The sequence below is a fragment of the Pueribacillus sp. YX66 genome (assembly GCF_041725775.1).
In the GTDB taxonomy this organism is placed as follows: Bacteria; Bacillota; Bacilli; order Bacillales; family UBA6769; genus Pueribacillus.
In genome coordinates, this window is the sequence record NZ_JBEUEL010000009.1 from 24,167 (window position 1) to 38,634 (window position 14,468).

Here is a 14,468-nt window from a genome sequence, read left to right on the forward strand (position 1 = left end):
GCATATTTTACTAAAATGTTGTAAAATTCTCACAAAGAGACTAAACAAATTACGAGGAGTAGCCAATTATCCACATTTCGTATACGACAATAGTCGCTAGATTTTCATAAGGGGGGTATAAAATTTGCAAATAACGTTAAGTCAACAATTAAAAAACGTGTTAGAAACTGGAGTTGACATCGTACGCGATTACCGACAACCTATTGAAGAAAAATGGAAATCTAGGCTATCAGAACTTCAAGATAAACAAAATAAAACGCCTGAAGATTTTCAAATTGTAATCTCCATGTTATCAGATTGTCTATTTTATGAAGAAACCGACATCGAAGGTCTGTTTAAAAAGTTAAATGATAAAAAATTTATGAATTGTCAACCCGTTGAGCCAAACAAATTAGTTTTTTATATCACGCTATTAGAAAATAGTGTGCACGAAGTTATAAAATCCCATGTTGGAAACGCGTATGATCGGCATCAGGCAGTACAGTATTTATTTTCAAAAATAAACGAAGAGATTTTTTCGGACTCGACATTAAAACGTGAATTGGATCTCAATTCATTTCTTGAACAACTTGTACGTTCACGCCAATTACCTATAATATGGGCTGCAAAACTCATAAGACTGTCATCAGGGTTTCAAGTGAAAGACATTTTTTCATCTCACAGTATTCCAAATAAAGTGCTTCAATTCAATTACGTAGATTCTCTTTTCAAATTATCTGAACATTTGCTCGAATCGATACCTTCTGACACTAATGAATGTCGGGTATTTCCGATTCCTTGGGGAGATTATACGTTACTGTTTTGTTCGACAGAGCCTGAATCTGAAATAGTCCCGTTTATTATGTTTTCGCTCCAAACATTTCTAGAAGGAAGAGAGGCATTAAAGGCGACAAAACGAAAACAGCAATGGATGGATGCGGTCATTTTATTTAATGAATGGATCATGCGTTCAAAAAGTTACTATCAAGCATTGAAAAATATTGCATCGGGCTTTGTAAATTATTTACCTTTTGAACGATGTGCATTATTCGCTTATTCGAATATCGATCAGTTAGGAGTTGGGCTTTTCGCTCATTCGATAAGTACAGAAGCAATCCAAAACATTAATGAAAACATTAACAATCTACCATTTATAAAAAAACACTTACAACATTGGGAATCTTTAAGTGAGCATGCCAAAAATATACAACCTCTTTACATTTCTGAAGCGATCATTGGATTACCCGAACAATATGTGAAACAATTTCAGCTTGAATCAGTTGTACTTGTACCTATTTATGTTCCTTCAGAAAGCAGACTAATCGGAGCAGCAATTGTTGATCAAGGTCCGAAAACAAAATTTAAGCTTTCTCGTGAAACATTTCTTGCACTGATGAAATTTGGACAAAGTGCTGGAGAATTATTAACAAAAATTAGTCCAGATGAGTCTCAACTCGATCAAGCGATAGCAATCGCACAATTATCACCACGTGAAATTGAAGTGTTACAGTTAATTGCAGAAGGCAAATCTACGCATCAAGCAGCACAAAGATTACATTTAAGCGAATACACCGTTCGAGATTATATTTCAACCATTATGCAAAAAATGAAGGCCAAAAATCGAACGGAAGCCATTGTGAAAGCGATTCGTAAAGGTATTATTTAATTGCGTTCTTACTATCTGCTCACTGTAGTGCTGGAGCCACGGTTCACATTACACTTTAACAATCTCTTTATACCCAAATACCGGACCGATAAATGAATCGGACCGGTTTTATAACGATTAACATTTAAAAATTTATTTTTACACTTAATCTCAATCGTTGCTTGTCTCAAACCTTATACAATTTAGATAGTTTTAAAAAAGCAAAAAACCAGAAAATGTTTTATCCTTTTCTGGTTTTTTAAAAGCCACCAATTGTTGTGCCGTCATTTTTATTAATTATTAGCTTAACCTTTAAGCCAGGGATGGTAATGCTTTCGGCTGACAATAGATGGGTATTCAGCTTTGGGTTGTTTAATAATAATGAATTAGCGCTTAAGTGAAAAACATCGATCGGATCATTTGCACTTCTATTTTCATCCACCCTTAAATTACGAAAGTCAGAATAAGTTGCAGTAAGCCCTGTAATCCCCAATGTTAATTGATTCCCTGTCACAATGGATCCAGGTGCTGGAGTAATCACAATATCAAGATCTTTCACACCGTATTCACTAAGTGCTCCTTCCAAGTCAATTTTTTTGGATAAGTATAGACCCGCTATATTCGCGGTTCCTAATTCAACACGTGCTTGACCCCAATCGTCATGTTCTGATGTTGAACTAATATGGGTAGAAATTTTTAAATGAGTCCCTGAAATTTCGTCAGCTTCAATGACAATCCCACCAATCCCCGCAATTGGAAAAGCAGCAATAGCTGAATTTGTCAACAATAATATTAAAAGTATTAAAGTGAGTCCAATACTTCCTATACCCGCAATGAGGGAAAAACGCTTTTTATTTATGTTTAAGGCTTTTAACATAGAGTACCTCCCTCCATCAACCCCGGCAGTCATGACTTTCCCAAGTTTTCTCTTGGCATTATTTTTCACCTTTACTTGACAAACGGATTATCTCTTGTTCAAGTTCCTCAATTCGAGCAATGATCGCTTCAATGATCGACAATTTATTTTCTAGATCACTAACTTGTTCGGCTTCATCACCAAGTAAAAGTTCATTTTGTTGCTTATTTAACGCTTGCGAATATTTTATAAGCTGTGATGAATAAATAGCTAATGTCTCTCTCATTAATCTAAGAACTTCTTTTTGTTGATCACCATTTTCTTTCAATAGATCTACCATCTGTTGTTCCAGTTCAATTAACACGTTTTCAAATTCATGTTGTAATTCTTCAAGATTTTCCTCTTCATCAATAGGAACCGATGTATCATTTTCTTCTAGTTTTTCAAGCTCTTTATCTAGCAGTTTCATTAATGAATTTACTATACTCTCTTTCTCTTGTGTACTATTTAACTTTTGGATATTCTGATGTAATACGCCTTCCAACGATTTCGATGATTTATTTATTCGTTCGAAATGATCTTCTTTTTGTTTCATTAAAGCCTGTAAACGTTCGATAAGCAATTTCAGCATATTAATAGTGCCTTTGAGTTTCTCATTCACCTCTTCTAATTGTTGGTAACTCTTAGACCAATCATCGAGACCGAGTTCTTTTAAATATTTAAAGCGCAAATTCACAATTTCTGTGTAACGTAATAACGTATTCTGTATGTGTTCGATTAGTGCACTCGTTTGCTCAAGTATCGAAGTAAATTCATCCCATTGAACCGTAACCAATTCATACTGTTTTTGTGCTTTTTCAATCATTTCATCAAACTTTGGCTCTCCAAGCAACTGTTCGGTTAAGTCAATTAAATCTTCTAAATGTGTAATATCAGTATCAAGTTGTAACTGTTGTCGTTCTGCTTGTTCAAGCTTTTTATCAACTTTATTTGTGTTTTCTTGTTGAATTGGGAGATCAGTTAGCAATGCTTTATAGTCTTTTGTTTGTTGCGTTAATTTTCCGCCTTCTGCTTCATCTAAAGCTAACAAAAGCTCTTCTATGTTGTCTTTAGGCTCTGTAACTTCAAGAGCCCTTTGCATATTTTGAATTCTAGCAATTTCATTTGGATCAAAACTTACTTCAACAACTAAGTCTTCGATTTGAATATTGGTGCTTTCTAACTCGATTACGTTCGCAGTTATATCATAAACTGTACCTGCTCTTATCAAACTAGGTAAATCTCCAAGTGTACGCCAAAAATTAAAATTCATTTTTCTAGTATTTATGTATAACTCACCGGCATCAATCAACTCATCTTCCTTATCTGATGTTATCGTCACCACCATCGGACCTTGTTCCGTATTCACTAATTTCGAAAGTTCCAGACCTTTTATTTTTGTTTCCGAAAAGTTAAACTTAGTATCAGTCAACAATCCCCCGATTACTCCAATTATTAGCTGACCTAAACTTGACTTCCCTTTTAGTTCTTCAACTTTTACGTAATAGATGGAGTTTTCTAGTGTAACTGCCCCTGCTTTCTTTGTAACGGGAGGAAAGCATAGAGTAAGAACAAGTGCACTAATAAGCGCAAATGTTTGTGACTTTTTTAAAAATGTCATGCCAATTACCTCTCTTTTCTGTCGCAATTAGCTACTTACTGTATCTGTCGGTACAGTTGGTATGCTGCTTGAAGAGTTTGACGTGTTCTCGTTTCGATCATGATTGACCGTTTTCTCTAACCCATCCCATGATGCAATTAAAATCCCGCCTGCTAATCCAAGTAGACCACCAATAATTAAACCTCCAGCTGCACCAAGAAATGAAAGAATCGAAAAGATAATAATTGAAGTACCTGCGAAAAAATGAGTTTCAGGTTTAAACAAGGCTGAAAGACCGAACATAAGCATGAACAATCCGGTTATAAGTCCAGCCCACATTAATCCACTATTCGGCAACAACAACATTGGAGCCACTTGTATTCCAATAAAAATTACGAATCCGCTTCCTACAATACAGAAAATAGATCCCATGACAGGACGATTTGTATTGAATGCCATTAAATAACCGAGTGACAATGGTAGACCAAGTCCGATTGTGTATGGAATAACAAAGCCTGCCACAATATAAATCATTGTATTTAAAGGAAAATAGCCAGAGCGTGTAAAACCTATAGCTGCAAAAATAAGAACTATAAGGCCGAGTAAAAAACCTAGCGTGAATAAACTTTTTTTAAAGGCATGTGTCCATGTTACGTACTTTCTTTTCTTCACTAAAAAACTAATGATATAGATAAATATAAAGATACCAGTCATTAAAGATACTATTAACATAAACGGTAATTCTAGTATCAATGCTTCTAAATCTAGTATGTTCGTAAGAAAACCAACGACAAGAATTGTAATAAAAACACTGATTGAACCGAGTAAAAAAAGAACAGCATAATGTCCCGGGTAAAGAATATACTTCTCGGATTTCGAATGATAATCAACAAGTTTATAAACAGCTGTACCATAAATAATCGCACTTATAAGTCCAAAAGTTAGTGCCCCAGTGATACCTAATCCGATAATTTTACTTCCACCAATTAACACTCCCGGCAAAACACCAATACTGCCGTATTTCACAATTAGCTTAGCTGTTTCCCATTTTTTAAAACGTAATAATAAGATAAATGATGTTAAAAAAACCGCTCCTACTCCACCTCCAACAAGGGCTCCGTACATTCCAAATCCAAATGGAAAAGCTCCAAGAAAAGAACCCGTTATTAAGCCAATCATTGCAGCATTAATAATTTCAAACAATAAGCTAAAATTCATATTAAATTTTCTCATAAAAAACACCCCTCAATGTCATTTTCTAGTCTTTACTTTTAGATTTAACGTTTGGTTTAATCTTTTAGATTGTTTTCCAGTTTCACTCGTAATCCCAACGGATTAATCAAGATATTTTTCGCAGACAGATACTGAGTTGTCAGTTCGGCATCCTTTAATAACAGGTCGACTGACGTTAAATCTAACTCCTTCAACACAGCTTGAGGGTTTTCATCTGTCAGCAATTTATTAGCTACTAGTGGATTATCAATGTTTATTCCGAGCACTTTCTGTTTCAATTTTCGCTCTGTCATATCAGAACTTTTTTCTTGCACCTGTAGATCTATAAATTGCGGATATTTAACTTTCACATCATATACATTTAATTTTAAATTTTTCCCCGTAATCTCGATGGTTGATGTCGCTACGATATCAATATTCGATACCCCATAAGAGTCAAACACGTCGCTAACATTAAGATTTTTCTTTAACATTAATCCTTCAATAGTTGCATGACCAAGTTCAATCGATGTATTTGTTGTTGATATTAAGTTTTTAGTCATCTCTATTTGGGGAAACATTTTAAACTCAGTACCTTCAATTTTTTCGGCTGCAACGACATACTCTCCAATACCTGTAAGTGGAATTGCTTGGAGCAAACGACCTGAAATTAATAGAACCCCAAGTACGATGAGTAATCCGGTAATCCCAGCTACTGCAGTTATAAGAAAACGTTTTATATTTACATTTAAAGGGATTGCCACCGCTAACCCTCCTCAGCATTTTTCGATATTAAAATTAATTTTGAAACTTTTATTTTTGATGAATTAAGCTGAGTATTCCGTATTTCGAACTCAAGCATGATGGGTACCATCTCTTAATATGCAACCAAAATCGATTAACCTATCATTTTACTAATTTAAAAACATCCCTAGAGGCTCAAGGTTACGAGCAAATTGCCCATTCACTTTGGGGGAAATAGATAGTATAAATTTTAGACTTGGCTAGTATTAAAAGCCTCCTTTACTTGTCCCGTCATTTCTATTGTGAACAAGTTGAATTTTTAACCCTGGAATCCCAATACTTCCTACACTTAAATAATGAGAGTTTAATGCAGCATTCTTTAGTTCCAACTGATCTGCTGCTAAAAGAAAAGGTTGTTTATCTCCTTTCATATTTTCAGTACCTTCTGTAATATTTAATTCTTTTAAGAGTGAATCATCACTTTGAAGACCTGTAACTTTAAGTCTTAGCCCTCTAGCACTTATATCCTGTCCTGATCCACTCACAATAATATCTACATCAGTAATACCATACTCTCCTAGGGCGTTACTAACATTTAAATTTTTTATAAGTTTAAGATTACTAATATTAGTCTCATCTTGAATGTAAATTGCCGCGTTCATCCAAGGATCTTTCTTTTCAGTAGGTCCAATTTCTGGATATAACTCAAAAGTCTCACCTTTAATTTTCGTCGCTTCGATTGTAAATCCACCAATCCCAGCAAGTGGAAATGCAGCAAATACGGTACCTGACATGAGTAACGTGACTAGCAATGCAATTAGACCAATAGTTCCAGCCCCAGCAACGAAACTGAAACGTTTTATGTTGACATTTAAAGCATTTACCATATTGTTTTTCCTCCTATCCTAAAAAATTACTATTTCCCCCAAAATAAATACCTTTTTCATAGTTTTTGGACATTCTATTAAACTATCACTTAACTAAGTATTCTGATTTAAATATATCGTTAAAATTTTATGAAATCTATCCATAAATAATAGTGTTTTTATACTACTTAAAAATAATTTTCCATTTCAATGGTAAATTAAGTATTATTAAAGTGTGTTAATCTATATATATCAATGATTTAAATAATGTTAGTGCTTTTAAACAATAGTAAGTAAAGAACCTACTTTTGTAGGGGGATAATGGTTTGTAATCTGAAGGAACGAGTAGTCGCCACTCTAAATTCTCATTTAATTCTGTTTTCATTTCCAATTTTATGAAAGTGAAAGCTAATAAAATCAGTTTTACAGTCGTTTTAGAAGTAAGATTTTTACATTTTTTGCGTAAAATAAAACGACCCCCTAACTTCGTAGGGGACGTTATATTTAACACGTTTCGATTATCCAACCATAAAATCAAACTTAAATCTATCAAATGTTTTAAGTGTGGATTCATAGACACTCATTACACCCTGAGTTACGTTCACATTATTTAAAAAAGGCAGCGTTTTTCTCAATAAATTCAAATTCTTCCTCTGGAACATCTTCTTCTTGGTAAATCGCATCAACTGGACAGGCTGTTTGACACGCTCCACAGTCGATACAATGGTCGGGATCGATATAAAACATATCATCCCCTTCATGAATACAGTCAACTGGACATACTTCTACGCACTCTCCCGCTTTCTCCTCAATACATGGGGACACGATTACAAATGGCATTTACATTCTCTCCTTTCATCCGAAAAGACTCGTACTGTGCTGTGGTTGCATACGTGCTTTCGGATCGATGTATGTTTTCGCACTACTAATGGCTACAGAAGCTTCACCAAAACCTGTTACGATTAATTTAACTTTGCCATCAAATGTTGTAATATCACCTGCGGCATAAATGCCTTCGATATTCGTTTCCATTTTCGTATTCACGACGATGGAATTTTTTTCAATTTCTATTCCCCACTCTTTAATTGGCCCTAGTGAAGAGACAAACCCATAATTGACAATCACTTCATCGACGGGAAGGAGCATTGTTTCTTCTGATTTTACTTTTTTAATGATCACTTCTTGAATTTTCTTCCCATCTCCATTGATCTGTATCGGTTCATACGGGGTAACAATTTGTGCATTTGATTTCTTTAATAGTTCGACACTGCTTTCGTGGGCTCGAAATTGATCACGGCGATGAACAATCGTCACTTGTTTTGCTATTGACTCAAGCATTAACGACCAATCAACAGCCGAATCTCCACCACCAAAAACAACGACATGTTTATCCTTAAAATGATTAAGGTTGTCGATAAAATAATGTAAATTTTTATCTTCATAGGCCATCGCATTTGGTAGTTTTAAACGACGCGGTTGAAACGCACCTACACCAGCAGTAATAATAATCGTTTTCGAGTAATGAACACTTGCATCTGTCGTGATTCTAAACATTTGATCTTCAAGTTTTTTCACGTCTTGAACTGTTTCATCTAATACAATTGTCGGTTTAAATTGAGAAGCCTGCTCAATCAATTGGTCGACAAGTTGTTGAGCACGAACTTTTGGAAATCCCGCTACATCGTAAATGTATTTCTCAGGATATAATGCAGAAAGTTGACCGCCTAATTGAGGCATACTTTCAATAATTTTCACTTTCATTTGGCGCATGCCACCGTAAAAGGCAGTGAACAATCCTGTTGGACCTCCACCAATGATCGTGACATCAAAGATTTCTTTTTTATCCAAAGCTTCCACACCCTATCCGGCGATTTTTTTAACGGAATTAACAGACGTATTTGTCCAAAATCGTAAAAAACCGTTCTAACAATTTTTAATTTCACACATTCTTTTTTTCGAAAAAATTTAAAATTAAATCATTTAAAATGGCAGGCTCATCTAGTGGAATCCAATGACTCGCATCGATCTTTTCATATTGCCATTCACCAATGACTTTTTCCCCGGAACGTTTCATTTGTTCTTCTGTTAACAAAACATCATTACGACTCCAAATTCCGAGCGTCGGCACTTGGATAGACGGGATTTGGAGCGGCATCGCAGGCATCATTTCTGGTGCAAAGTTTGCTCGATACCAATTTAAAGCAGCTGAAAGTGCGCCAGGACGAGACATGTCTTCGATCCATTTCAGATGTTCAGAGTGGTGACGAGACCAATTTTTGAATAGTGCCCAATCATTTTTCTTAAGCATTTGTTCAGCGATGTCTTGAAATTGGAAAAATAAAATATACCAAGATTTCTCAAGTTGATCCGTTGTAAAGTCTGTGAAAATGGACGGGTGTCCCACCGACAGCGGAACAAATCGGTGCACTCGATTCGGATACATTGCGGCAATAAGCCAACCAACTACAGAGCCCCAATCATGTGCGACTATATGTGCTCGCTCAATGTTCAATTGATCGAGTATCCCAATCGCATCATTTGCTAGTTTTGGTAATTGATATGCTTCCACCTCCGCCGGTTTATCGGACTCTCCGAAGCCACGTTGATCGGGAGCGATTACCCGATATCCGGCTTGAACGAAAGTAGGAATTTGCTTCCGCCATAAATACGATGAATCCGGAAAACCATGTAAAAAGAGGACCGTTGGACCCGTGCCTTCATCAATGATTGAAAAATTAAGATTGTTAATCGTCACTTGCTTTTTTGTTCCGTACAAAAATTACCACCCCTTTTGAAGTGACCTCCATTAAACACCCCTCATTTTGATCTGTTCAATCTCGCTATCTATGAGCCTACAATTACGGCATATCACTGTCTATCAGCGAAGGATGCCCCATTGATGGAAATTGTCAACAACGGTCTATTCTTAACTATGATGAACGATAACTTATATGGCTTACTAGGAATATGTGCATAGGAAGAAATCATACTTTACTGTGTCGCTTTTTCAAGTTCTTCCACACTGTCGTATTTTCTGACCCGATCAATTTTACTTTTGCGAATTTTGTATTGTCTTTCGGCAAATTGTTTTAACAACGTCGGATCAATATTAATTTTTGATTCATAGGTGATTAATTTTTCTTGCTGTTCTGATAACTGTGTTAAATAATTTACAAAGTCTTTTGCATGCACCCATAATTCATCGATGTAATCATTAAAGATTTTATAATGTTCATCATTGCCCGCAACAAGTCGTTGAATCGTGTAAATACCGAATTGAATATGACGACCTTCATCCATGTTCAAATAGTCAATTCCTTCTAATAATCCAGGGAAAAAACCCGCTTTTTTAAAAATTTCACGGAACGCATTGTAACCGGATTCCGCTAAAATTCCTTCAACGACCATGTTGTAAACAGTCGCTGCACGAATGACTGCTTCTGGAGAATCATCCGTAAGCAGACGATTCATTGATTCAGGCAACGCTTCATAAAAAATTCGCTTATAACTGTCAGTATGAAAAACAGATAAATCCATATGTGCAATACCAACAGCTTCTTGCCAACGTGAGAACATTTCTGTATGCTTTGCTTCTTCATGTACAAATGTCGTTAAATACATCGTATCTTCTAAGCGGCCTTGATTAGCCATCGCATGCATCATTGGCAGAATATCAAGCGTAACCGCTTCTTCACCTGCCGAAAAAGCTGAAATTAACGGCAATGCAGAGATACGTTCTTCATCTCTCAAGCTTTGAAAATCTTTTACATCTTGACTAAAATCGATGTCAGCTGGATTCCATTTCCCAATTTTCTTCGCTTTTTCATACAACTTATACATGGGGTCATCCCAATTAATGGATCCTGTTACTGTTTGGAAACTCTCGTGGTGAACCATTTTGTTAACCTCCTATAATTGTTGTTTTCAATCTAAAGAAAGGGCTTACATTACACGCTTGGAGCGAATTCATTTAAAATTGCTTGTAATTTTAACGCTAATCCAATATCGCCATCAATCGTTAGTTTTCCATTCATAAATGCCTCAGTCGGATTCAATGTACCTGCAATCATATGACGATAATCGTTATCGCTAATCGTTAACGTACAATCTGCGTCTTTTTCTGTACCTTCAATAGCTTTACCACCATTTTCGTCAATAATCATTTGATACGTCCCACTATCATCGCCAGTAATATTAAATTGGTATACTCCTTCAGATCCTTCCAAATTTTCCGGATCAAGTTTTAAGGCTGCATCAATCATTTGGAAAACAGTTTTTATACTTGGTTGCGACATCTCACTACCTCCTCAAAAAATATTTTAAATTGAATGTTGTGTGAAAAACGACCAACGATTAAAAATTGGCATTCTATTTTTTGATGAAAAAACGGATAAAGCACATCATTCGTTCGTTCATGGACAAGCGGCGAGGCGAGGTGAAATTCACTCCCTCACCGTCTTGTAATATACTATTAAGTTAGACTTATAATCGTTCTATAATCGTTGCTGTTGCCATCCCAAATCCGATACACATCACTTGGAGACCGTATTTTCCTCCTGTATCTTCAAGTGTGTGCAACAAGGTTGTTGCAATTCTAGCACCACTTCCTCCAAGCGGGTGTCCGATCGCAATTGCACCTCCACGCGGATTTACTTTGCTCACGTCAGGCTCAAACTCACGCTCCCACGCTTTATAAACGGACGCAAATGCTTCGTTCACTTCAAAGATGTCAATTTGATCGAACGTCAAGCCTGCTTTTTGCAACACTTTGCGTGTTGCTGGAATGATGCCTGTTAACATAATAATTGGATCTTCCCCGACAGCAACACGTGCAACGATACGTGCTCGCGGCTTTAAGCCGAGTTCTTCTGCCTTGTCTCCAGACATGAGCAACAAGCCAGCAGCTCCATCACTCACTTGACTTGAATTTCCTGCTGTGACAACTCCGTCTTTCGGTTGGAATGACGGGGTTAAGCTTGCAAGTTTTTCTAACGATGTGTCACGACGAATTCCTTCGTCTTTATCGAATGTAACGATATTTCCATCCTCGTCCTTTACTTCAACTGGAATAATTTCACGTTCAAACATCCCTTTATCTGTCGCTTCTGCCGCCCTCTCATGACTCTGCAATGAAAATTCATCAAGCTCTTCACGTGTCAAATTCCATTTCTTCGCAATCATTTCTGCGGAAATCCCTTGCGGAACGATGTTGTATTTACGTGTTAAATCGCGGCTAAATCGTCCCATGTCACTACCCATTTTTACACGTGTCATGTTTTCAACTCCACAAGCGATTGCGATATCATGATCACCAGCAAGAATTGCTTGTGCGGCATTATGAATGGCTTGCTGACTCGAACCACACATGCGATTTAATGAGAATGAAGGGACTTCCACTGGAAAACCAGCCGCAAGTACAGCTTGACGTCCAATATTCCCACCTTGTTCGCCCGTCATCGTAACACAGCCTGTTACAACGTCTTCCACATCTCCCGCTTCAATTCCGTTTCGTTCGACGAGTTGCTTCAGTACAGGAACGAGAATATCAACAGGATGTGTTTTTGAAAATGTGCCTTTCCGTCGGCCGACTGCGGTCCGAACCGCATCGACAATGACTACTTCTCTCATCATCTTTCCACTCCTTTACTTTTAAAACGTAAATAATTCAATTCCACCAGATACGTTCAAGCCAATACCAGTAATATATTTTGCTTTATCTGAACAGAGAAACGTAATTGCATTTGCGATATCTTCAGGTTCCCCAGGACGTTTGAATGCTGTTCGCTCAATCATGCGTTCATTCATTTTTGGGTTCCCCATCTTAAATGCTTCAGTCGCGATAATTCCAGGAACAATCGCATTGACATTAATCCCATGGCGCGCCCCTTCTAACGCTAAACTTTTTGTGAAGCCTAGAAGTCCACTTTTTGTCGTCGAATAACTGGATTGCCCAAAACCACCAAGTGTTCCCGCAACAGAAGCCATATTAATAATGCGACCCCATCCTTGTTCTTTCATATATGGCCAAACGGCTTTTGCACAGTTATAAGCTCCTGTTAAGTTTACTTTTAAATCGCGCTCCCAAAAATCGTCTCTTTGCTTTTCAATTTGAGCGGTATGGTCAAGTGTTCCAGCATTGTTTACGAGAATGTCAAGCGAACCAAATTCTTCTTTTACTTTTGCAAATACTTCTTTTACTTGTTCAAGGTCTGTTACGTCCATTTTGATAGCGAATGAACGACGTCCCATCGCTTGAATTTCTTGTGCTGTTTTTTCAGCGTAGACGACTTTTGTACTTTGTAACACTTGTGAAAGCGGACCTAACTTTTGGGCCTCTTGCTTACTGTCATCATCTGATTCGATTAAAATATCTGTAATAACGACATCTGCTCCAGCTTCTGCAAGGGCTAACGCGTCTGCACGACCAAGCCCACGTGATGCTCCTGTAACTACAGCTACTTTCCCTTCTAACATATTTGCCCATGAAGACATTGTAACTCCCACCTTTTCATGTTTATTTTTTCGGTAAAAAGTTCGCTTTTTTCCTTTGGAAAAACGCTGCTAAACCCACGCCTGGTTCTCCTGTTTTAAACGTTTGAGCAAAAGCATTTGCTTCAACGTTCATTCCTTCTTCAATTGAACCTTCAGCCGCATTGATCGCTTCTTTCGCTAGTCCCATCGCTCTCACTGCACCTTCAGCTAACTCTTCAGCGAAATCTAACGTTTCTTCTTCAAGGCTTTCTGGTGTTGTCACTTTATTGACGAGTCCAACTTCAAATGCTTCTTGTGCATCTAACCGTTTAGAGAAGAAAATGAGCTCTGTTGCTTTTGCACGTCCAAGCAATCTCGTCATTCGTTGCGTTCCGCCAGCACCTGGAATTAAGCCTAGGGATACTTCCGTTAAACCAATTTTCCCTCTTCCTTGGGCCATAATTCTAAAGTCGCATGCCATCGCTAGCTCACAACCGCCACCTAAAGCATGACCGTTAATGGCCGCGATAACCGGAACTGGCATCGTAGCAAAGCGGTCAAAGCATTTTTGCATGCGTCCACTCTGCTCCGAAATCCCCGACTCATTTCCTGCAAATTGACTTCCACCGGCAATCATCCCTTTTAAATCGGCTCCAGCAACGAAGATTTTTTCATTTGCTGATGCGAGAACAACGACACGTGCATTTCTGTCAGATGAAAGCTCATCAACTAGCTGTTCCAAATCATTCATTAAATTTTCACTCAGTGCATTTGCAGGGGGGTTATCGATCGTAACCCAAACGACACCTTTATCTTTTCGTTCAATCCGAATCGTTTCGTATGACAATGTCGTTCCTCCTCTATTTATTAGTGTTGGAATCGATTCACAGAGTTCAGAAGTTAAATTTAAGCTTTTTCCTTAAGACTTTTTGATTTGCTTTTACTCTGCTCTCTGACTTCTCGTTATAGATTCAAAGTACATACACAACGTTTAAGTCTTTCCTTTAAAAATATTTACACTGCTTTAAGGATTTGTTTTACTCTGTTCTCCGACTT

14 protein-coding genes are annotated in these 14,468 nt (G+C 37.2%); 1 reads left to right on the forward strand and 13 read right to left on the reverse strand.

The window, feature by feature from the left end; all coding sequences use genetic code 11:
• The first annotated feature begins 124 nt into the window (after positions 1 to 124).
• Positions 125 to 1,645 carry a response regulator transcription factor gene (locus ABU914_RS05915; protein ID WP_379668811.1) on the forward strand — a complete coding sequence of 507 codons (1,521 nt, stop codon included), beginning with the start codon at positions 125 to 127 and terminating at the stop codon, positions 1,643 to 1,645.
• 238 nt (positions 1,646 to 1,883) lie between these two features.
• On the opposite strand, the gene ABU914_RS05920 is transcribed toward ABU914_RS05915, so the two are convergent.
• From ABU914_RS05920 to ABU914_RS05980, 13 genes are all read right to left on the reverse strand, one after another.
• Entirely contained in the window at positions 1,884 to 2,501 is a 618-nt protein-coding gene (locus tag ABU914_RS05920; protein WP_379668812.1) for a hypothetical protein, read from the reverse strand.
• A 58-nt stretch (positions 2,502 to 2,559) separates the two neighbouring features.
• A complete protein-coding gene (locus ABU914_RS05925) occupies positions 2,560 to 4,140 on the reverse strand; it encodes a hypothetical protein (RefSeq protein WP_379668813.1) in 1,581 nt (526 codons plus the stop codon).
• Between the two features lie 27 nt (positions 4,141 to 4,167).
• Positions 4,168 to 5,352, reverse strand: coding sequence for a DUF6114 domain-containing protein (locus ABU914_RS05930; protein WP_379668814.1), 1,185 nt, complete (start codon positions 5,350 to 5,352; stop codon positions 4,168 to 4,170).
• A 56-nt stretch (positions 5,353 to 5,408) separates the two neighbouring features.
• Complete coding sequence (locus ABU914_RS05935; RefSeq protein WP_379668815.1) at positions 5,409 to 6,095, reverse strand: hypothetical protein; 687 nt, start codon at positions 6,093 to 6,095, stop codon at positions 5,409 to 5,411.
• A gap of 246 nt (positions 6,096 to 6,341) precedes the next feature.
• On the reverse strand, positions 6,342 to 6,962 hold the full coding sequence (locus ABU914_RS05940; RefSeq protein WP_379668816.1) for a DUF6230 family protein: 621 nt from the start codon (positions 6,960 to 6,962) through the stop codon (positions 6,342 to 6,344).
• A gap of 585 nt (positions 6,963 to 7,547) precedes the next feature.
• Complete coding sequence (locus ABU914_RS05945) at positions 7,548 to 7,781, reverse strand: DUF362 domain-containing protein (protein WP_379668817.1); 234 nt, start codon at positions 7,779 to 7,781, stop codon at positions 7,548 to 7,550.
• Between the two features lie 15 nt (positions 7,782 to 7,796).
• Positions 7,797 to 8,798 carry an NAD(P)/FAD-dependent oxidoreductase gene (locus ABU914_RS05950; protein WP_379668818.1) on the reverse strand — a complete coding sequence of 334 codons (1,002 nt, stop codon included), beginning with the start codon at positions 8,796 to 8,798 and terminating at the stop codon, positions 7,797 to 7,799.
• Between the two features lie 82 nt (positions 8,799 to 8,880).
• Positions 8,881 to 9,717: an alpha/beta fold hydrolase gene (locus tag ABU914_RS05955; RefSeq protein WP_379668819.1), complete on the reverse strand. Its 837-nt coding sequence runs from the start codon at positions 9,715 to 9,717 to the stop codon at positions 8,881 to 8,883.
• A gap of 215 nt (positions 9,718 to 9,932) precedes the next feature.
• On the reverse strand, positions 9,933 to 10,838 hold the full coding sequence (locus ABU914_RS05960) for a R2-like ligand-binding oxidase (RefSeq protein WP_379668820.1): 906 nt from the start codon (positions 10,836 to 10,838) through the stop codon (positions 9,933 to 9,935).
• 50 nt (positions 10,839 to 10,888) lie between these two features.
• Positions 10,889 to 11,236, reverse strand: a complete 348-nt coding sequence (locus tag ABU914_RS05965) for an SCP2 sterol-binding domain-containing protein (protein WP_379668821.1) — start codon at positions 11,234 to 11,236, stop codon at positions 10,889 to 10,891.
• A gap of 187 nt (positions 11,237 to 11,423) precedes the next feature.
• Complete coding sequence (locus ABU914_RS05970; RefSeq protein ID WP_379668873.1) at positions 11,424 to 12,569, reverse strand: thiolase family protein; 1,146 nt, start codon at positions 12,567 to 12,569, stop codon at positions 11,424 to 11,426.
• A gap of 21 nt (positions 12,570 to 12,590) precedes the next feature.
• Positions 12,591 to 13,433: an SDR family NAD(P)-dependent oxidoreductase gene (locus ABU914_RS05975; protein ID WP_379668822.1), complete on the reverse strand. Its 843-nt coding sequence runs from the start codon at positions 13,431 to 13,433 to the stop codon at positions 12,591 to 12,593.
• A gap of 22 nt (positions 13,434 to 13,455) precedes the next feature.
• The gene (locus ABU914_RS05980) at positions 13,456 to 14,259 is read right to left on the reverse strand and encodes an enoyl-CoA hydratase/isomerase family protein (RefSeq protein WP_379668823.1); all 804 of its coding nucleotides are present in this window, start codon (positions 14,257 to 14,259) and stop codon (positions 13,456 to 13,458) included.
• Positions 14,260 to 14,468 lie beyond the last annotated feature (209 nt).